13 protein-coding genes are annotated in these 21,020 nt (G+C 42.7%); 2 read left to right on the forward strand and 11 right to left on the reverse strand.

Annotated features, from left to right (window positions below; genetic code table 11):
* Positions 1 to 5 precede the first annotated feature (5 nt).
* The 6 genes from essA to BOD01S_RS03815 all read right to left on the reverse strand — a co-directional run bounded on the left by essA (position 6) and on the right by BOD01S_RS03815 (position 9,812).
* Complete coding sequence (gene essA / locus BOD01S_RS03790) at positions 6 to 494, reverse strand: type VII secretion protein EssA (protein WP_169804308.1); 489 nt, start codon at positions 492 to 494, stop codon at positions 6 to 8.
* Positions 472 to 3,231, reverse strand: coding sequence for a type VII secretion protein EsaA (gene esaA, locus BOD01S_RS03795; RefSeq protein WP_036155910.1), 2,760 nt, complete (start codon positions 3,229 to 3,231; stop codon positions 472 to 474). Before esaA ends, essA begins: the two co-directional genes overlap by 23 nt.
* Positions 3,228 to 7,706, reverse strand: a complete 4,479-nt coding sequence (gene essC, locus BOD01S_RS03800) for a type VII secretion protein EssC (protein ID WP_036155908.1) — start codon at positions 7,704 to 7,706, stop codon at positions 3,228 to 3,230. Before essC ends, esaA begins: the two co-directional genes overlap by 4 nt.
* Before the next feature lie 168 nt (positions 7,707 to 7,874).
* Positions 7,875 to 9,191, reverse strand: coding sequence for a type VII secretion protein EssB (gene essB / locus BOD01S_RS03805; protein ID WP_036155906.1), 1,317 nt, complete (start codon positions 9,189 to 9,191; stop codon positions 7,875 to 7,877).
* Between the two features lie 12 nt (positions 9,192 to 9,203).
* Positions 9,204 to 9,443 carry an EsaB/YukD family protein gene (locus BOD01S_RS03810; protein ID WP_036155904.1) on the reverse strand — a complete coding sequence of 80 codons (240 nt, stop codon included), beginning with the start codon at positions 9,441 to 9,443 and terminating at the stop codon, positions 9,204 to 9,206.
* 75 nt (positions 9,444 to 9,518) lie between these two features.
* Entirely contained in the window at positions 9,519 to 9,812 is a 294-nt protein-coding gene (locus BOD01S_RS03815) for a WXG100 family type VII secretion target (RefSeq protein ID WP_036155902.1), read from the reverse strand.
* Positions 9,813 to 10,037: 225 nt separating this feature from the next.
* On the opposite strand from BOD01S_RS03815, the gene BOD01S_RS03820 reads away from it, so the two are divergent.
* Positions 10,038 to 10,388, forward strand: coding sequence for a DUF5082 family protein (locus BOD01S_RS03820; RefSeq protein ID WP_036155900.1), 351 nt, complete (start codon positions 10,038 to 10,040; stop codon positions 10,386 to 10,388).
* A 448-nt stretch (positions 10,389 to 10,836) separates the two neighbouring features.
* On the opposite strand, the gene BOD01S_RS03825 is transcribed toward BOD01S_RS03820, so the two are convergent.
* From BOD01S_RS03825 to pdhA, 5 genes are all read right to left on the reverse strand, one after another.
* The gene (locus BOD01S_RS03825; protein WP_036155898.1) at positions 10,837 to 14,517 is read right to left on the reverse strand and encodes an S-layer homology domain-containing protein; all 3,681 of its coding nucleotides are present in this window, start codon (positions 14,515 to 14,517) and stop codon (positions 10,837 to 10,839) included.
* A 568-nt stretch (positions 14,518 to 15,085) separates the two neighbouring features.
* Entirely contained in the window at positions 15,086 to 16,498 is a 1,413-nt protein-coding gene (lpdA, locus tag BOD01S_RS03830; RefSeq protein WP_036155896.1) for a dihydrolipoyl dehydrogenase, read from the reverse strand.
* A gap of 5 nt (positions 16,499 to 16,503) precedes the next feature.
* Positions 16,504 to 17,862 (reverse strand): dihydrolipoamide acetyltransferase family protein, encoded by a 1,359-nt coding sequence (locus tag BOD01S_RS03835; protein WP_036155895.1) that lies wholly within the window; start codon positions 17,860 to 17,862, stop codon positions 16,504 to 16,506.
* Positions 17,863 to 17,878: 16 nt separating this feature from the next.
* Positions 17,879 to 18,856: an alpha-ketoacid dehydrogenase subunit beta gene (locus BOD01S_RS03840; RefSeq protein WP_036155893.1), complete on the reverse strand. Its 978-nt coding sequence runs from the start codon at positions 18,854 to 18,856 to the stop codon at positions 17,879 to 17,881.
* 2 nt (positions 18,857 to 18,858) lie between these two features.
* Complete coding sequence (gene pdhA / locus BOD01S_RS03845; RefSeq protein ID WP_036155891.1) at positions 18,859 to 19,965, reverse strand: pyruvate dehydrogenase (acetyl-transferring) E1 component subunit alpha; 1,107 nt, start codon at positions 19,963 to 19,965, stop codon at positions 18,859 to 18,861.
* A 378-nt stretch (positions 19,966 to 20,343) separates the two neighbouring features.
* On the opposite strand from pdhA, the gene def reads away from it, so the two are divergent.
* Entirely contained in the window at positions 20,344 to 20,898 is a 555-nt protein-coding gene (gene def, locus BOD01S_RS03850) for a peptide deformylase (protein ID WP_036155889.1), read from the forward strand.
* Positions 20,899 to 21,020 lie beyond the last annotated feature (122 nt).

The following is a 21,020-nucleotide window of genomic DNA, read 5'->3' on the forward strand; positions in this document are numbered from 1 at the left end:
GCTTTTTAAGTACTTTCTTTCGTACCGCGGATGAACCGTGGCAGCAAAATCAGGAATGTCAAAAACAACAAGCCTAGCAGCAGGCCGATGTAGAAGGTTTTGATGCCTTTTGTATTCACAAGGCTGCGACTTTTTATATCCTCGGTCTTCACTTCCTTTTCACTATTTGTGAAAAGCAGAAGCTTGGTAGATTCATAGGCAGTCGTTTTGTGTTCTTCAAAGCCTTCTTGAAACAACTGTTTCTTCATTTCCTCATTGGCATCGTAATTCTTTGGTAGGAAGTCGAGAAGCTTTTGCTCCTCGGGTAAGTGTTCTCTTTTCTCCAATAAAGGATCATTATGAATATATTCCGTGTTGTCCTTAAACTGTTTATCCTTATACTCATTCGGATTCAGCTCCTCCAGACTTGGACTGGCAAAAGCCAAATCGGTATCTGAAACCATCCATAAGAAAACAACGGCTAATAGAACGCTATACTTCCATAGATGCTTCATCATCGAATGGAACAGACTCCTTTTTCAGACGTTTTACAAGCGCCGGAATGACAGCTGCAAACACCAAAATAGCAGCGAGCACGACTACTGCTGTCATGAGAAGTGATTCCGGACCATATTGGATGGATAGGTAAACTTTTGACATCGGGTCTTCATAATCGATATTTGTAGCAAGCAGTGCAAGCATCGGTGTGACGAAGAATACAATGACCGCGACCGTCACGAACCAGCCGACTAGGCTGTGAATAGAGAAGCCGGCAAAGATGACGGCAGAGACCGTTGTCAGCAGCATCACTGTGAAAATCGTCCATTCGATGGAGCTTTGTTCACTTAAAGGATAAATATCCAAGCCATAGATGCTGATGATAAGACCGACAATAATGTTCAGCAGGACGAATAATGCCATACGGACAAGTACTTTATCCTGCTTGAAGTAATAGCAGAAGTATCCAATCATCAGTCCGCTGATCAGTACGATCGCTAATATAATAACCGGCGGCATTTTATTTTCCTGTTGGATAGTTGGGTCCAGGCTGCTTGTCGCAAGCGGTGTTGCTAAATATTCATAGATTTGCCCGTTCTTCTGCCCATCGATAAACGCTCCGTTTAGAATCGCATGGATATCATTTCGGTAGAGTTCTGTCGTTTTGACATTTTCATTCCATTTATTATTGAGTACAGAAGTATCTGCATTGACACCTTGAGCCTTTGTTTGCAGCTCATTTGTTACAGCCATCAGGTTTGCTTGATTGTCCGTTACCATTTCCATCGAAGCTCTTATGAACTCCAGCTCTTGGCTAAGTGACTGCTGACCCGATACAAGACCGGCTCCCTGCATATCACCTGCAGAAACAGGCGTGTCTGACAGCAGGACATTCATTTGCTCTCTTGCATTATTAGCGCTTTGTTCAACTTGGTCCATCTGCTCAGTCATTTCGACATAGTCTGCCTCCAGTGTGACAAGCTGTGCGAAAAAGAATGAATTGATATCATCCTTTAATGTAGCAAGCTGCTGTTGGGCAGCAGGCATGCCCGTTTTCAACTCCTCAAAGCCGGCTCTTTCCTGCTCTGCGATGTCCAGAATGTCATTTGCTTTTGAGTCGATAAGATGATTATTTTCATCTATTAATTGCGTATCGATCACTGATTCATACTTCACCAATGATTCGAAATAGGAAAGCAGAAGATCTTCTTCCACATTTGGCAGCGGTGTTTGGAATATTTTGAGCAGACGATTTCTTTTTCCGTCTGTCACTTGCTCTGACTGAAGAATCTCTGATTCCTTTTGCTCGATTTTCTCGGCAATGGAAAGCTCCTCTTCTACTTCTTCCTCTGTGTTTTCCTGTTCAACGCCAAGATCGGATTGGGCATCACCGAGCTGCTGTTGCAGCTGGCTTTCCTGCTGCTGAATCAGCTTGATATTTGTTTCGATCTCCGCAAGCTGTAGTACTACATTCGTTAGTAGGACTTCAAGTTCATTCGATGTCCCTTCTGTCGCAGTTGCCGGATCAGTTCCTACCTGACCCTTCATATTTGTAATTTCCTGAAGGATTGCCTGCAGTTTTCCTCGTTCAGCCTCCAAAGCTGAAATCTTGGAAGAAGCAAGATAGTCATCTACATTTGTAGAAGTGACAGGAGGAATGTTGCCGCTATCTGGTTTTACAGGTAAAACAGGGGCAGTATCCACCTTATTTCTCATTGCAATTACTTCGTTTTCGTATTCAACGACGAGCTCACCTTCTATTTCCTTCAGCAGACTCCAAATTTCATCCTGCTGATTGGACGCATGCTTTCTCAACTCTACAAATGTTTTTTGATTTGATGCCAGCTGGTCCTCCAATTGTTCTACATTCGTAGTGAATGCTTCATTTGCTTTGTCCAATTGATCCTTCATCGTCATGAAGCGGGGTTCCTGCTCCGTTTTTGCTTTCACGACTAATTGCACATTCTCATCTTGCATCGTCTGCAGGAGCTGCTGGTTTGCCACTTGGAAATCCTTGTACTGCTCTACAAATGTCACGAACTCAAGGAGCCCCGATTCAAACTGCTTTGCTTGATCTGCACTGTTTCCAACAGAAGCCCCTTGACCCTCTACAGCTGTATGCAGATTTTCCAGCAGGCCTTTTTGGTTTTCAATGTCCTGTACGACTGTTGCGAGATTCGGCTGATAATAGGCGGAGATTGTATCTAGAAACTCCATTTCCTTATCAAGAATCGTATCAAATTGGTCCCGCACCTTTTGGAGGTCCTGGGATACATAGCTCCAATAAAGGGTACCAACTTTTCCGTTCACCCGTGAGGTTGCTTTGTTGATTTCACGTAGAATTTTTTCACGGTTAATCGCATTCAACTGGTCGGAAATTGTATATTTAAATTCTGCCTTTACCGGCTGTTGCTCTTCGTATGTCATGATGTTTTCGGAAAAATCGGACGGGATATAGACTACAGCGTCATATTCCCGATCCTGTAATCCTTTTTCCGTAGCACTTCTACTAGTGACGACCCATTCATAATCCGAATCGCCTGAAAGAATCGGCACCATTTCCTCCCCGAAATCAAAGAGCTGCTCTTTTTTCTCTGTCCCTCCGTCTTCATTGACGATGGCAATTTTTTTAATCCCATTGGAACGATCAAAAAAAGGGTTTTCGCCAATTCCCATGAAAAATAGGAAAGGCGTCGCAATAATCAAAATCATCACAGAGATAATGGTGATTGTTAATTTTGTCTTTTTTGTCACGTGTAGATCCTTCTTTCTATTTCGCATAATGGAATTTGTATTTTCACTGCATTTCCATTTAATACATAATAACCGAAGCCTGTTATGACATCCTCTTCTTTCCGGTCATATGGCAGGGTAAACAGCGTCTGCTCTGATTTTTTCACAAGAAGGATTGCTTGGCGGATCTGCTTAATTTCGCCTGTTAATGCATCGTATCCTTTTGTTACCTCGCTGCTGTTACCGGCGACAATCATGCTGAAGCCTAAATGGCTGTAATTTTTCATCAGCTTGCTGATTCGGTCCTGTAAGCTGTTATCCAGCTTGGCCAGGAATCTTGGATAATCGTCTATGATGAATAGGATCGGTTCAAACGAATGACTCGCCCTTTCCATCGCATTCATTGCCATATATTGCTTTTCACGATCGGCAAGCTTTCCTTCTGCTGTTGTCAGCCAGTCAGCTATTTGCTCCTTCATCTCCAATATGGCGACAGCTTCCGAGTCAGCTATGTTTGCCAATGCTCCCTCGACTGAATCATGGACAGCAATATCTTCGATTCCGTATTCGAGCGCTGTTCTTACCATATTTTTCAGGATATTTGTTTTGCCTTTTTGTGCCTGGCCGAGAATGAGGCAATGTCGATTGCTTTGCAGGTTTACGCTGACCGGCTGGACAAATTCCTCTTCAAGCCCAATTGGGAACAGCATCCGTGAATTGCCTGTCTGCTGGATATACCCTTTAAAGCCTTCAAGCGTCAATTGTGCCGGCAGCATCGGAATCGGAGCAGGTAGTACAGCATCTTTATGCCGCTCCTTCATCAGTTGCACCCGCTCTTTGATTCCCTCTAGCACATCAAAATCAGTTGCACCATCGACAGGCAGGAGCACTTGTGCAAATACGGCTTCATCCGTTTTGATGATGGCCCTTCCCGGTATAGGCTCGGGCTTTAATGTTGTCTTGCCTAAAACCGTATATGCTTCACTTTGGTCGAACAAATAATGGACAACCTTTGTTTTAAGATTGTTCATCATAGCCTGTCGAACCGTGGAAATTCTCGTTGCTGTGAAGATCATATAAATTCCCAATGATTGGCCATCTCTTACAAATTGATTGAAGAATTGCTCGATATCCTGCATTTCTTCTTTCACGAAGTCAAAGTTTTCAATGACGATGAATAATACCGGCAGACGTTCTTCGCTAATGCGGTTGTATAATTTGATATTGCTCACTTCGTAATCTTGAAGCAGCTGCTTTCTTCGCTTGATTTCTTCTCGAAGGAAACTCATGAGCTTTTCGATTTTCCGTGTGTCTTCCATCGTGAAGAAGTCTGCAACATGCGGCAGCTGTCTTAATGGCAGCAATGAACCATTACCGAAGTCCAGTAAATAATAGTGCACTTCTTCCGGTGTATAATGCTGCGCAATACCAAGTAGAATCGTCAGCGCAGTATAGGATTTTCCGTAGCCGACTGCTCCAAAAATACCGATATTGCCGTCGTCCATCAGGCGGTAGAAATAAGGAGCCTGACTTTGCTTTTCCGGCTCATCCATAACAGCAAGCGGAATGAGCTCTGGTGACGGTGACGGATAGCCGGTACCGGGTATTCTTTCAGCAAGCGGCGGCAGCCATGGACTCTTCAGCATCTCGATATTATGTTCCTCATGATGTATCGCGATCTGCTCGACAATCGCATCAATTTCGGTTGTCCGTGTCTTGCGGCCTGGTTCATTTGCCGAAACATTCGATAAAGGAATAAGCCCCAAATCCGTTACAAGGGCAATTTCATTTTCACCCTCCGCATGCTCTGTTAAGTAAGGGGCTCCGCTCCATGCAGATTGGAACAGCTCATACACTTCATTGTTTCCTACCTGCAAATAGCCTCTCCCCGTCACTGTAATAGCAGCTGCATCGGCATTTTTCAGGATTTCCTTACTATCATTTGCATCCTGTACTTTCAGTGCAACCTTAAAGCGGGAGTTACTCCAGATTTGGTCGTCAATAATCCCACCAGGTTTTTGTGTCGCCAAAATAAGATGGACCCCTAGACTCCGCCCGATCCGCGCAGCACTGACAAGCTCACGGATGAATTCCGGCTCTTCATTTTTCAGCTCTGCAAATTCATCGGAAATAAGGAATAAATGCGGCAGCGGTTCTGTTGCAATCTGCTGTTTATATAACGTTGTATAGTCATCGATATGTGAAACGCTGTATTGGTCGAATAGACGCTGGCGTTGCTTTAGTTCGCTTCGGATGGAAGCAAGCGCCCTGTTTGTAAAGTTCACGCTGCTTTCTATATTGGTGATTGTCCCTAAAAGGTGAGGCAGCTTTTTGAAAGGCTTCGCCATCCCGCCCCCCTTATAGTCAATCAGAAGAAATGCCACTTCATGCGGGTGGAAGTGAACAGCCAGCGATAAAATATAAGTCTGTAAAAATTCACTTTTCCCCGAGCCGGTCGTACCTGCCAGCAATCCATGCGGTCCATGGGCCTTTTCATGAAGGTTTAAGTACACATAGTCGTCCTTACCCTTCAGTCCGATCGGCACGGCAAGCGATTTTGCAGATTCGTTGGAAATCCAGTTTTCGTAAATTGGCAGCTCCTCCACCTGGCTTGCGTTCATCATCTCTAAAAAAGTCACGCTTGCCGGAATGGAGTTTGTCATACCGACCTGATGGTGAAGTGTGCGCAGCATCCGAGCAAACTCTTCATTGCCTTTTCTGCTATGTGCATCCAGCTTAAAAGGAATATTGACTGTCCGCTGGTTGCGCAGCAGGATATCCCCTTCTGTATCACTAATATAGCGGACGAGTGTATGGATATTATCCGATAAGCTCTCTTTGGCATCTGCAGCAAACATTACTGAAATGCCGAGGTTTGCATACTCTCCTTCTAAATACTCCATTATGACATGGTCAGCAATAAGTGCCGGGTTAGTCACAATAAAGACAATCTGCGGTGTGAAAATGAGATTGTCCTCTTTCTCCATCACATCCCGTTCCCGAATCATTTCATAGATGGATGTTAGAAGCTGATCCCGCGTTGTTTCATTATAGATAAACCCTCTTGCATGCCGATTCGGCAGAACGAAGTGCGGCAGCCATTTCATCCACTCAAATTCTTCATAGTCTTTCTCCTCAAAAATAAAGACAAATCGGATATCATGATAGCTATGGAAAAATGCCAGCTGACCGATTAGTTGGTGAATTTCGTCTTTCACGACACGTTCTTTCCCGATCAGCCCAACAGGACCGACTGAAAAATCGACGACAATCGGTACATCTTTCACTTCTTTATACAACTTTTCTAATTGCTGTGATTTCTCGATGAGATCATCCAGTTCCCGATTAGCCATATCATTTGAATTGAGCGTAACCGAGTAGCTGGCAGGTATGCTCCCCGTCCCGAGACGGAAGTGCAGGAAGTCTCTGCTTGTAATGGAACGTTCCCAAATCCGATCAGAAATTCCCGCTGTCAAATACTTCATCCGTTCAAAGGCGGGAAAATGGAACTCCACAGCAAACTTTTGCTGATCTGCCAGTGACTGAAGCTCTTCCCGTTTATCCTCTAGATACTTTCTGTACACACGCACCCGTTTCTCTTCTCTTTCCTTATGGCGCTTGCGGTCTTTAAAGTACTGTACGGAGGAGGTAATCATTGTCATGATAAACATAACCATCGAGACAATAATAAAAATTCCCCTTGGCTGAATGATCGCGACTACCCCCATCACAATCAGCATCACTAACGGTGGAAGAATGATCAACCACAGTCCCCTATTGGACAATTCACTTTCCTGGGCTGGGAAGGATAGGGAGACTTTTTCCTTTGGCATTTCATAAAGCATACGGGGCGTCCGCCGGTAAATCGGGTACTTCTTTTTCATTTCCGAAAGCGGCACTTTGATTGGAGGAAGGGCCGTTTCATACTGTTCATAGCCGATTACCTGCAAAACATCCTCCTCTATAAAACGAAGAAGCATACATGGTGTGAAAATCCAATCCCCTACCTCAATTTTCCGTTTACCTCCGATTTTTTTACCGTTTACATAAACATCACTGTCTCCCGGAGCAATCCTCCACTCTTCTTCATACTTAAAAAATGAAAAATGAAGCTGTTTTTTCCCGTTGAAGTGCGCTTCTGTCTTGAAAATATCAGCTGTTTCCAGAAAATCTGAAACGACAATTTCTTCCTTTTCCCCTACAAAATAATCCGACGTTTCTCCGTCCGAACGTAAATGAAGGATTGTCAGGCTACGGCTGCCGTCTACTAACTCAAATGGCCGATTTGCCTCCAAATTACCAAGAATTTGGCCGTCCTGTCTCACTTTATATCCAACAGCATCTTCCGTAATCGAAAGGAAACCATTTGTAAAAGGAAATTGTCTAATTGTTACCGTACGGTCGATTTCATTTCCGATAGTGAATGCTTCCATTTGTTTTCTATTCAATTGTATTATTTGGTAATTATTTTCGTAAAAAAACAAAAATGCGCTCAATTATTCCACCTTCTCTTGCTTAAAGGTTGGTCCCCCTCCACTTGTTTAGAGGGGGCATCCATACTGCTCAGGACAAGGACTACAATTCACCAGACTGCCAAGAGAGTGTATGAGGTATTGTACTTACCACCTATGCGAAACACTTATCTTTTTTATCCATCACTTACTCTACGGTGTTGGTGTTTCTTCGGTTTGTGTATCCGCTGGCTTTTCCTGTTTGTTTTCAGGTTGTGCCGACGATGTTGCATCAGCCGGATCATTTGTTTCTTGCTGCTCATCCTTCACTGGGGTTTCCTTTTCTTCCTCAGCCTTTTCTATTAGCTCCTGCAATTCCTGAATTTGTTTTTCATAGTCTTTCTTTTCTGTTTCAATCTCGTTTAGGAGCCGCTCGCGCTCTTCTTCTTTTAAATCGCTATCCTGTTTCACTTCTTCCTCGTAGTGCAGAAGAGCCAGCATAATTAAGTCCAGATCTTCTAATTGGCGTGAAATTGTCAGCGCTTTTTCTGCCTGGCCGCGTCCGAGGAAAATCCAGTATTGATAATAGCGGGGATCTGTCTGTAAGGTGATTGTATTTAACACATTATCCTTCTGTTCTTCTGTCAGCGTTTCATTGATGATATAGGAAATGGATAGCTCGTATTGAATAACTTTCGGCATATCCTCCACCTCATAGTTTGAAAGTGTATTGATGACTTCGCTGTATTTTTTTTGAAGGTAATGCTCCTGAGAAAAAATATAAGCCTCTTGTCTAGGTTGTAAAATGAATACGGAATACCCATTGTAAATCCCTAACGGAATGGCTAATAATAAAAGGACAACAATCGAATAGCGAAGCCAATTACGCTTCACCAGTGTCATTTTTGTATAATTTTTTTCCTCTGCGACAAGCTTTTTGATGCGCTTTTGGATAATATTTATCAATTCCGTTTCATCAGTGGCCTGCAGTATTTTTTCAACCTCGGGCGTGCGGTTAATCGAATCAGAGAATTGGTAATACTGCTCAAAGGTATATTTTGGCTCCACCGCTGCGGCAACAAGCGCCTTTGTTTCACGAAACGTCCGCTCATCATTTTTTTCATATGGAGGCACACTTTCTTTTACACCATAATGAAGGAATGTGGGCGTCATACTTTCATCAATGACAATATTTTCAGGGCAGATAAATAGATGGAGGCGGTTCGATGAATGGGCTGCCACTGCCTTTACTAAATTCGCGGCAAACATCCATCTGCTTTTTTCTTCATGCTTTATAAGCTGGGCAAAGGACATATGATATTTTTCCGGGTAGAAGGTCATAATCAGCTCGTCTTCTGTAAAAGATATGTCTTTTCGAATGAAGGGGTTGGCACTTTTCAATAAGGCCACTTCAAGTTCGTCCTGGAATTTAATTTTTTCCTTTTGGAAAGTGATCGTGACGAGTTCCGGAGTCTTTTCAATCTTTGCTTCCAGCTGACTTTCAAGATATGTTTGTTTTTTTTCTGTCATCGTATTACTCCCTTACAAAATTTCTAGACGATCGCCTGTCGTGACCCCACTGGCTGCCAGCTGTTCACTCCCGGATAACATGATTTTTTTGTTTTGCACACGTACCCAATATCCTTCTCTTGGAATGTCAGTTATAGCCTTTACTTGCCAGACAACATCGACTAATTGCTTAACGGAATAATAGTCGGAAAGACGGATGTCAAAGCTTTCCCCTGTGTAATTTTTTAAATCTACCGTTACTTCTATGTACAATTTATATCACCTCAAAATAAAAGAGCGCCTTTCCTAAAAAGTGACGCTCTTCCAGTTTCCTCATGTAGATGATGATTAACCGCGAATTTGGCTCGCAATTTGACGATCTGCATCTGCCAGTGCATGTGCAGTCTTTTTTAATTGTACAGAGACATCTTCTAAAAGTTTTTGCATCTCAACGAAAGATGGTCTTAATGTGGAATATTGGTCAGCGAATGCACGGCTGGATTCCCCTTCCCACATTCCTTGCAATTCTTCAATCATTTTATCTAGACGAATAATCTGTTCATCTACCTGGCCACTCTCATCTGTATAGCGTCCCGCCATTGCTTCTAATTCAGCAGGGGTAACTCGAATAATTCCTGACATAAACATCTCTCCTTTTGCAAAATTTAAACTCATTCTAAAATCAACTTCTATATTGGTCAATAACAATACCGAAAATCAGTTATAAATTACCAGCACAGTTAGTAGTATTTTACTCATTTTCCCCTTTATCAAACTGTAGTAAATTACCATTTTCAACTATATTTTATATGCTATAGTAATAATATATGGAAACAAAATCCTTTCAAAACGTTAGAGGTGATATAAGTGTCTTTAGCATTTTATTATGCGCTTTTAGCGAAAAAGCAGAGTGATCTGCTGCGCTTGGAGTCATGCAATAGCAAATTGCAAACAAAGCAGGGGGAATTCTCTGAGAATGAAAACCTTATGATAAAGCCTTCCTTAACAACGACAACATGGCACGGAAATTGGGCCCAGGCCTTCGATGATATTCGAGAAAACGGTATCCTCGCCAGCTACATTGAAATTGAAACTACACAATTTAGTGCTACGTTTGAGGCATTGGCGACAAAAATAAAGGAAATCCAGGAAGAGATCGAACGAATCCAGCAAATTATCGCTCAGCTGCTTGCCGAACAAAGTGCCCTCTCCCAATAACGTTCCCTTGCTACTTAAAACGTCTGAAAACAAGCTTATTAAATAGGTAAGTTTCTTACTATAGAAGAACAACTTAGCTGATGACAGCTGTGTACGTTAATAGGTGTCTCGGCTAAGAAGAATATTGCCAAAATCCTTCTTAAGCCCGAAGTCTCTACCGTCTCATGCAGGCCTTGCATTATGAAAACCCTCTTTCTAACAGCTTCTTTTCTTAGGAAGTTTGAAAAGAGAGGGGAGGTAAAGTGTATAACAACACCTTCCGAGATAATATGCGGTTGTTTTTAAGCCTTGAGAGAAGCTTGCAGTACAGCTTTCTAAAAACTACTACATCAAGGATAATATTATTCCTACGGTATGTGGATGAAGCATAGCTAAACTCAGTGAAAGTTTTGACCAACGCAAAAAAACGGTAAATTTATCATTTACCGTTCTCCCGTCAGCACTGATTTTAATTCAAGCCGCTATAATCTACTGTTTCTGCCGCTGCCATGTCTTCTAGCAGCGTATAGCGTAAAGGCAATAGAGTAGAAGTTGAATTGAAAGCTCCCGCTGCATTTGAAACATTTAGTGTATCGGCGTTACTTGGCAGACTAGCCGCAGCACTTGTACCGGATGCACTCGTTGTAAGAATCACGATTTTGTTAGTTACCGGCTCTGTTCCCTCACCTGTAACTGTATATTCAAATTCATCAAGCTTTCCTATGGAAGCCGGGTCACCATACGATGTGTATGTGTAGGCTCCAGTAGCAGGATTTATTGTAAGCGCGCCGTATTTCCCTACTACTACCGTTGTCTCATCTTCAATTTCTACAGGTGCGGCATTGTCGTTTGTCATTGATCGAACCTGTGAAATGGCTGCTCCTTCTGTAAAAGTAACGGTACCTTGTCGTTGAGGTGTCTCTTTATCAGGAGTACCTGCTGTAGTGTCTCTTAAAGTAGTATCAGTAAACCTAATCGCGTCGCCGCTTAGTAAATCCAGATTGAAGTTACTATCAGGAGACGTGACAAATTTGTATTCCCCTTCCCCAAAATAAGATGTTTCAAAGTTGTATTTATTTTGAATAGGAATGCCTAAAAGAGTGAGATAGTCAAGATTATCATTCCATACTCTTTCATATCCTTGATCTGTTTTTTTATACACCGCAAGCCCAAGCCTTCCGGTACCTACCACACCACTTACAATTGCACGCACATTAAATTTAAATTCTTTTCCTTCTTCTACCACAAAGCCTGCCCCGATGTCAGGAGAGGAAAGAACATCAGTACTAAGCACAGGGCTCAATGTAACACCGAGTGTTGTAAATTTTAAATCTCTATTACCTTTTTGAATATCGCCTAAACCTTCTGAGCTTTCGGCTTCTCCATTGTTTAAAGTAATTTCGTTTACTTCATACTCGGATCGTAATGTCTGTGTGCTTTGCTGCTTCGCATTATTATAGCGCTCAATAGCAAGCCGCAGCAGCATTGTTGCCCTTTCAATTTCTGCTCTTGTGACGTTTTCGTTGTTCACTGCCTCTCTTGCATTATCAATAGCGCTCTCGAAACTATTCAGCTCCTCCTGCGTTGTCCATTGTTCATCAGGGGCCAAGCCGCTTCCATTTTCCGATACAGTTGCTCTGTCGACCTCCTCAGCATCTGTGATTAAGTTTTGTAGGTCTTCTTTACTTGCTGAGAGATCTTCCTCTGTTTGTGTACCTGGCTGCTTAGCATTGTTATATGCATTAATGGCCGCTCGTAAGTTTTCTGCTGCAGCGTTTACTTCCTCCTGAGTCGCATCCTCTCTTTCCAGCAAGGCTTCTACTTCTGTAAGAGCAGCGTAGAAGGCATCAAAGTCTTCCTGCGTTGTCCATTCTTTTGTTATTGGTACATCGCTTCCATCTGTAGAGACATCCACCCGTGCTGCTGTCGCCTGTGTGATTAATTCTTCTAACGCTGAAGTATCAACTGGTGACTCTTCTTCCTCTTCCTGAGTACCTGCTTGTTTTGCTGTGTTGTATGCTGCAATCGCTTCTGTCAGTGCTGTAACGGCCGCGTTTACTTCTTCCTGAGTCGCTTCTTCGTTATCGAGAACGACCTGAGCCTCATTCACTGCCGTTGTGAACGTATCGAATACATCCTTTGTTGTCCATTCCTCAGACGACGAAACATCCCTTCCATCCGTAGAAACATTCACCTGTACTGTTGCCGCTTCTGCGATTAATTCTTCTAGCGCTGAAGTATCGACTGGTGACTCTTCTCCCTCTTCTTGACTACCTGCTTGTTTTGCTGCGTTGTATTTGTCGATGGCCTCTGTTAGCGCTGCTACTGCAGCATCTACTTCTTCTTGTGTCGCTTCTTCGTTTGCCAGTACCGCTTCCGCATTTTCTATAGCTGCCGTGAATGTATCCAATGCTTCCTGCGTTGTCCACTCTTCTGTTGCCGGCACATCGCTGCCATCTTCGGAGACCGTAGCCCGTTCTACTGTTTCTGCTTGAGCTAGTGCATTTTCTAACGCTGCCGTATCAACCCTCAGTTCTTCCTCCTCAGTTTGAACACCTGGTTGCTTCGCTTCCTTATATGTGTTGATAGCTTCAGTCAATGCTGAAACAGCAGCATTTACCTCTTCTTGGGTTGCTTCTTCATTTGCCAGTACTGCTTCCGCATTTTCTATAGCTGTCGTGAATGTATCTAATGCTTCCTGCGTTGTCCACTCATCTGTTGCCGGCACATCACTGCCGTCTTCGGAGACCCTAGCCCGTTCTATTGTTTCTGCTTGAGCCAGTGCATTTTCTAAATCTAAAGTATCAACTGTTGAAGGCGCTTCTTCGTCTGGGTTTCCTCCATCGCCTGGGTCTTCTCCTCCTGGATTTTCTCCCTCACCTGGTGTGCCGCCATCACCCGGGTTTTCCCCGCCTGGATTTTCTCCCTCACCTGGTGTGCCGCCGTCACCTGGGTTTTCCCCGCCTGGGTCTTCTCCATCGCCTGGTGTGCCGCCATCACCCGGGTTTTCTCCTCCTGGATTTCCTCCGTCACCCGGTGTACTTCCCCCTGGTGTGTCTCCTCCACCTGGTGTGCTGCCATCACCCGGCGTACTTCCTCCTGGTGTGTCTCCTCCACCTGGTGTGCTGCCGCCGCTGCCTGGGTTATCATTTTGCCCTACATCCGATGCTAAATCAGAAATATTTATCTCCGTATAAGACATCGCTGTACTTCCAACATCCGGATGAGCTGCTTCAATTGTAATAGGACCTTTCGTATTTTCATCTACCTTGAGTGGAATAGTGTAAGCTCCGTTAGCATTGACTGTAGTCGAACCAAGAATAACGCCGTTTGCATCTTTTGCTGTGATCGATGCACCAGGTTTAGCATCTGTTCCTACCAATGCCTTTTCATCAGTATTCACTTCTAATAGGTTTGGCTGAATAAGTACTTGCTGTTTATATTCCTCTAACGTTGGCTCTAACCTCGGTTCACTCATCTTCTGTAACAAACGATAAATAAATGAGGCGAACTGTCCGCGTCCGGTATAAGTTTTCGGTTGGTATTCCTTTACAACCGTAATATCAAAATAATCAATCATATTAATTGCATCTACAGCACCTGGATCTGCACTGTTTAAATCTGTTATTGCCGTTTCGAAGTTCGGTTGTGCTTTTACATATCCAGAGCTATTAATATTAAAGTGTTTGTCAAACATGCGCATAACAACCAATGCAATTTGTTCACGTGTAATATAGCTGCCCGGATTCAGGTTTCCATTAGATCCAATAAAAATATTGGAATCAGCCACAACTGCGGCATAACGGAGCAGTTCATCGTCCTGACTATTTTTCAGATCTGCAAAGCGGATATTTGTCTTATAGTCACTTGGGATACGTAAGTTTTCTTCCTCGACTAGATACCGGCCAATGATTTTAACAACATGACTGCGTGTCAATTGCTCATAAGGCTTGAAAATATCATTAGAATAGCCTTTTAGTAAATTACGTTCTGCCAATGCATTAATGGCTGTTTCATGCGTGTTACCGCTTACATCAACAAACTTGGCTTCTACAAAGCTAGAGGAAAAAGGGACTATAGCAGCACTCACAATAAGGCTAGTAGACATAAACAGTTTAGTATTTTTGCTAAATTTATTGCTTCCACTCATTTTACAGGTCCTCCTAATTATAAAATAATAAAATACTGCCCACTGTCCTATTTAGCCCTTCCTTTTCCAGATAAAACTATTATTAGTTAAATTTAATAGAAATTTCTGAATTTTAATTCTAATGAATCAGATATAAACAAAACTATTATTTTTAAATCACTATTTTATAACTTAATGCCTTACTTTAAAATTTGGACTTTTACATTCCTATTAACTATTTTGCCGGCTTTCTATTTAAGAATAAAAATATATCATTTATGTATCAGGTAGTAAGGAACAAGAATCTATATTGTGAAAAAACATATAACAAAATACTTATATTCATTCTGTTAATATGCGCTATATAATGAAGCACTTTTTTCACGAGCATTTGCACCAGCCACGTGTTATACAAGAATGTTCTCGGCTGGCTCGTTTCCTGACTTTTTAGACTCAAAAAGACGTGTTTGTCTATTATCGCCCTGAAATTGTCTATTAACCCTATGAAATCGTCTATTAACCCATTCTCCAACATAAATAAAAAACACTGTACGGCGTATTGCCATACAGTGTTTTTCGGATTGCTATATTACTTAGTTACGATGTGGATTGGGTTGCCAAGTAATACTTCAGCAGCTTCCATCGTGATTTCACCTAATGTTGGGTGAGCGTGGATTGTTAATGCTACGTCTTCTGCAGTCATGCCGCCTTCAATAGCCAAGCCCATTTCAGCGATCATATCAGATGCACCTGCACCTACGATTTGAGCACCAATTAGTAGGCCGTCTTCTTTACGGGCAACTAATTTAACAAATCCTTCTGTTTGGTTAAGCGCTAATGCACGGCCGTTTGCTGCGAATGGGAACTTCGCTGCTTTTACTTCGATGCCTTCCGCTTTTGCTTGATCTTCTGAGTAGCCCACAGTCGCAAGTTCTGGATCTGTGAAGCATACTGCTGGAATTGCCAAGTAATCTACAACTGATTTTTCGCCAGCAATTGCTTCTGCTGCCACTTTACCTTCGTAAGAAGCTTTGTGTGCAAGCTGAGGACCAGCTACGATATCACCAATTGCATAAATGTTAGGTACTGAAGTACGGCATTGTTTGTCAACTTCAAGTAAGCCGCGTTCAGCAAACTTGATACCAACTTCTTCTAGACCCATTTCATCTGTATTTGGACGGCGTCCTACAGTTACTAATACATAGTTTGCTTCGACAGTTTTTTCTTCTCCGCCAACTTCGTATGTGACAACTACGCCGTTTTCGTTTTCTTCTACACCTTTAGCTGATGCGCCAACTACTACTTCAACGCCTTTTTTCTTCAGGCCTTTTTTCACAACTTGCGTCATTTGTTTTTCAAAACCAGCTAGGATGTCTTTTCCACCTTCGATGATTGTTACTTGTGAACCAAGGTTTGCATAAGCAGAACCAAGCTCAGTACCAATGTAACCGCCGCCGATTACAACTAGCTTTTCTGGTACTTCCGGTAAAGAAAGCGCGCCTGTAGAGTTGATTACACGTTCAGTGAATTTAAACGTTGGGATTTCAACAGGACGAGATCCTGTTGCTAAAATAGCGTTTTTGAATGTGTAAGTTTGTGCTTTTTCGCCATCAATTACACGTACAGTATTTGCATCTACAAAATATGCTTCACCTTTTACGATGTCTACTTTGTTTCCTTTTAGTAAGCCTTCAACGCCGCCTACAAGTTTAGAAACAACGCTATCTTTGAATGCTTGTGCTTTTGTCCAATCAAGTTTCACTTCTGAAGCTACTACACCCATATCATCTGAATGTTTCGCTTGCTCGAAACGGTGACCTACTGAGATCAACGCTTTTGATGGGATACAACCTACGTTTAAACATACGCCGCCTAATGCGCCGCGCTCTACAACCGTTACCTTTTGTCCAGTTTGCGCTGCGCGGATTGCTGCAACATAACCACCAGGGCCTGCACCAACGACAAGAGTATCAATCTCGATTGGAAAATCTCCTACTACCATTTTTATTACGCCTCCATTAATAAAAGTTCTGGTTCACTTAGCAAACGCTTTATATGATTTAAAGCATTTTGCGCAGTGGCTCCATCGATCATGCGATGATCAAAGCTCAATGATAATGCTAACACAGGTGCTGCTATAATTTCACCATTTTTTATCACAGGTTTTTCAGAAATTCGGCCAATTCCTAAGATAGCAACCTCCGGATGGTTGATAACCGGTGTAAACCATTGTCCTCCGGCAGATCCGATATTCGTAATCGACATCGATCCGCCCTTCATTTCATTCGGTGCCAGCTTGCCTTCACGTGCTTTTGTTGCTAGCTCATTGATTTCGCCTGATACCGCAAAGACAGATTTACGGTCAGCATGCTTGATAACAGGAACCAGTAATCCTTTTTCAGTATCAGCTGCTATGCCGATATTGAAATAATGTTTTTGAATAATTTCCTGTGCTGCATCATCCAATGAACGGTTAAATTCTGGGAATTCACGCAGCATAGAAACTAACGCTTTTACAACATAAGGAAGATATGTTAGCTTAACGCCTTTTTCCGCAGCTATTTCCTTGAAACGTTTGCGGTGTGCTACTAGTGCTGTAACATCTACCTCATCCATTAATGTAACATGCGGTGCTGTTTGTTTCGAGTGTACCATCGCTTTAGCAATTGCTTTACGAATACCGCTCATTTTTTCGCGTGTTTCAGGGAAGTCACCTTCCAAGTTGATTGCAGCCGGTGCAGCTTGTGCTGTTTCTACAGCTGTTTCATCAGCTTGTGGTGTTTCTTCCACTTGGCCGCCAGCCATAAATTTCTCGACGTCTTCTTTTAGGATACGGCCGTTTTTACCTGTACCCTTTATTTGACGAATCTCAACATCGTTATCTCTGGCAAATTTACGGACAGAAGGCATAGCGATCACACGGCTGTTTACATCCTGCTCATTACCCGAAATAACTACGCCCTTCTCTTTTTCACCAGCATCGTCTCTTTGCGGAGCTTCTTCCTGTTTTGCTTCTTTTTTGTCGATTTCTTGACCTGCTTCAGCAGTACCTTGAACCTGAGATTCTGTCTCAGCCTCGCCTTCACCGCCTGCATGGTCATCGCCTTTTAGTTTTAAATCCTCGTAGCCTGGCGCATCGAAGCGGATTAGTATATCACCAACAACGGCGACTGTTCCTTCTTCAACTAAAATTTCTTCTACAGTGCCTTCTACAGGAGAGGGAATTTCAACGACTGCTTTGTCATTTTGCACTTCACATAAAATATCGTCTTCTTGAACTTTGTCTCCCGGTTTTACGAACCATTTAACGATTTCACCTTCGTGAATGCCTTCACCGATATCCGGTAAGCGGAAATTGAATGCCATACTTCTTCACCTCTTCTTAGAATGTTAAAACTTTTTTCGCTGTTTCCATTACATCTTTATAGTTAGGCAGCCAAACCCCTTCTGCCTGTGGGAATGGATAAACTGTATCCGGTGCTGCTACACGAAGTACTGGGGCTTCCAGACTTAAAATAGCACGCTCTGTAATTTCCGCTACTACGTTTGCTGCAATGCCCGCCTGCTTTTGGGCTTCCTGCACAACGATTGCGCGTCCTGTCTTTTCTACCGATTTGATAATTGTATCGATATCAAGCGGCTGAATCGTACGAAGGTCCACTACTTCAACAGAGTATCCTTCTTTTTCTAATTCTTCAGCAGCCTTTAAGCTTTCATGAACCATAAGACCGTACGCAATAATGGTTAAGTCTTTTCCTTCACGCTTAACATCTGCCTTACCAATTTCAATTGTATAAGACTCTTCAGGTACTTCTTCACGGAATGAACGGTATAGTTTTAAGTGCTCAAGGAAAACAACCGGATTATCATCACGGATTGCTGAGATTAAAAGTCCTTTTGCATCATACGGCGTTGATGGTACGATCACTTTCAAGCCCGGCTGTTGTGTCATTAATCCCTCTAGTGAATCAGAGTGCATTTCCGGTGTATGCACGCCGCCTCCAAATGGAGAACGGATTGTAACAGGTGCATTGTATGTGCCGCCTGTACGGTAACGCATACGAGCTAATTGACCGTTGATAGAGTCCATTACTTCATATACGAAGCCGAAGAATTGAATTTCCGGTACTGGACGGAAACCTTGAAGAGAAAGGCCAATTGCCAGGCCGCCGATGCCGGATTCCGCAAGCGGTGTATCAAATACACGGTCTTTACCAAATTCTTTTTGAAGGCCTTCCGTTGCACGGAATACTCCTCCATTTACCCCAACATCTTCACCGAAAACTAGAACATTCTCATCGTTTTTCAGTTCACAGCGGAGTGCATCTGTAATTGCCTGAATCATCGTCATTTGTGCCATGCTTATTTCGACTCCTTCTCTTTATAGATTTCAAATTGCTCTTTCAGGTTATGTGGCTTTTCGCCTTCGTACATATTCTCAATCAGATCAGTCACTTTTTGCTTTGGTGCCTGATCTGCTTTTTTAATGGCATCTTTGATTTCCTCTTTTGCACGCTCAATTACTTCTTCTTCTTTCTCTTTTGACCAGATTCCTTTTGCTTCCAAGTATTTACGGAAACGTACGATTGGATCTTTCAATGACCATTCATTATCCAAATCGCCTGTACGATAGCGTGTTGGGTCATCCCCTGCCATTGTATGTGGACCATAACGGTAGCATAGCGTTTCGATTAATGTTGGGCCTTCACCATTTACTGCACGCTCACGCGCATCTTTTGTCGCTACGTATACTGCCAATGGATCCATGCCATCTACAAGGATACTTGGAATGCCTGCAGCGATTCCCTTTTGGGCAAGCGTTTTGGCAGCAGTTTGCACTTCACGCGGCGTTGAAATTGCGAATTGGTTATTTTGAACGAAGAAAATAGCTGGTGCTTTAAAGGCACCTGCAAAGTTAATTCCTTCATAGAAGTCCCCTTGTGATGACCCTCCATCACCTGTATAAGTAACGGCAACAGTTTTTTGGCCGCGTTTTTGAATGCCAAGTGCTACACCTGCAGCTTGAACATACTGCGCCCCGATAATAATTTGCGGCGGCAGCACGTTTACACCTTCAGGGATTTGATTACCAACGAAATGTCCACGGCTGAATAAGAATGCTTTCCAAAGAGGCAGGCCATGCCAGACGATTTGCGGTACATCACGATATCCTGGTAAAATCCAGTCTTCCTTCTCTAATGCAAAGTGTGATGCTAATTGAGAAGCTTCTTGACCAGCTGTCGGCGCATAGAACCCTAGACGTCCTTGACGGTTCAACGAAATAGAACGCTGATCCAAAATACGTGTATATACCATGCGGCTCATTAGTTCCACAAGTTCTTCATCTGACAGATCAGGATTTGCTTCGTTGTTAACAATTTCCCCTTCTTCATTCAAAATTTGGAACATTTGAAACTTCTCTTCCACTTCATGCAATGCTGCCGTAGGATCGAATTTATTTTCTCCCATAGTTAACTCTCCCTTTCAACTGTATTATTTTTTTGCAAAAATTTATTAGTACAACTTCTCCATAACATGAGTATAAAGAAGAAAATAGCATCGGTCAATCATTGATTCTTTGAGAATTTCATTATTTTCTCTTTCTATTAGAGAAGCTCTTGTCCTCAAATCTGTTATATATCAATCAACAACCTGTATTAGTTCTGTATTATAAATAAGACATTGCAAAACAGCTGACCAGCTGATTGAACGTACCGTTTCTACTATTCCCATTCCCTACATGAAACAACTGCCTTTTTTTAAATTTCTTAAAGTTTTTTTCGTTGTCGAGAGTGAAGAGTATTGTATACTTAGGATATACCGTAGAAAGGGAAAGGAAGTTTTTACATGATTTTAATGGAGGACATCGTTCGTGAAGGTCATCCGGCTTTACGTACACGTGCAGAAGAAGTAGTATTTCCGCTAACAGAGGAAGACCGCAAGCTGGCTCATGATTTGTTAGAGTACCTAGTTAACAGTCAGGATCCGGAAATGGCTGAAAAATACAGCCTGCGTGGTGGGATAGGCCTCGCTGCCAACCAAGTAAATAAATTAAAGCGCATGTTTGCCCTGCATGTGGAAGATGCAAAAGGTGAGCAGTTAAGCTTTGTAGCAATAAACCCAAAAATCGTCAGCCACTCGGTTGAACAAACATATATTACATCTGGAGAAGGCTGCTTATCTGTCGATCGTGCCGTTCCCGGATATGTACCGCGTCACGCACGCGTAACGGTCAAATTTATGACTGTAGATGGAGAGGAAAAGAAATTACGTCTTTCAGGTCTTCCAGCTATTGCCTTTCAGCATGAGCTGGACCACCTAAATGGTGTCATGTTCTATGACCGCATCAACGAAAAAGACCCATTTAGCGATATTCCTAATTCCTCTCCATTTGAAAGATAGGAAATGATGCGTCTTATTGAGGCGTCCTGCAGGCTGCACGAGCAAATAATTTGCACTTTTAAGAGCATGAAGCTTGCAGCCGGTCAACTTGAACGTATAAACATCCTACTCTTTGAAATTTA

This window comes from Lysinibacillus odysseyi 34hs-1 = NBRC 100172 (genome assembly GCF_001591965.1).
Taxonomy (GTDB): Bacteria; Bacillota; Bacilli; order Bacillales_A; family Planococcaceae; genus Lysinibacillus_B; species Lysinibacillus_B odysseyi.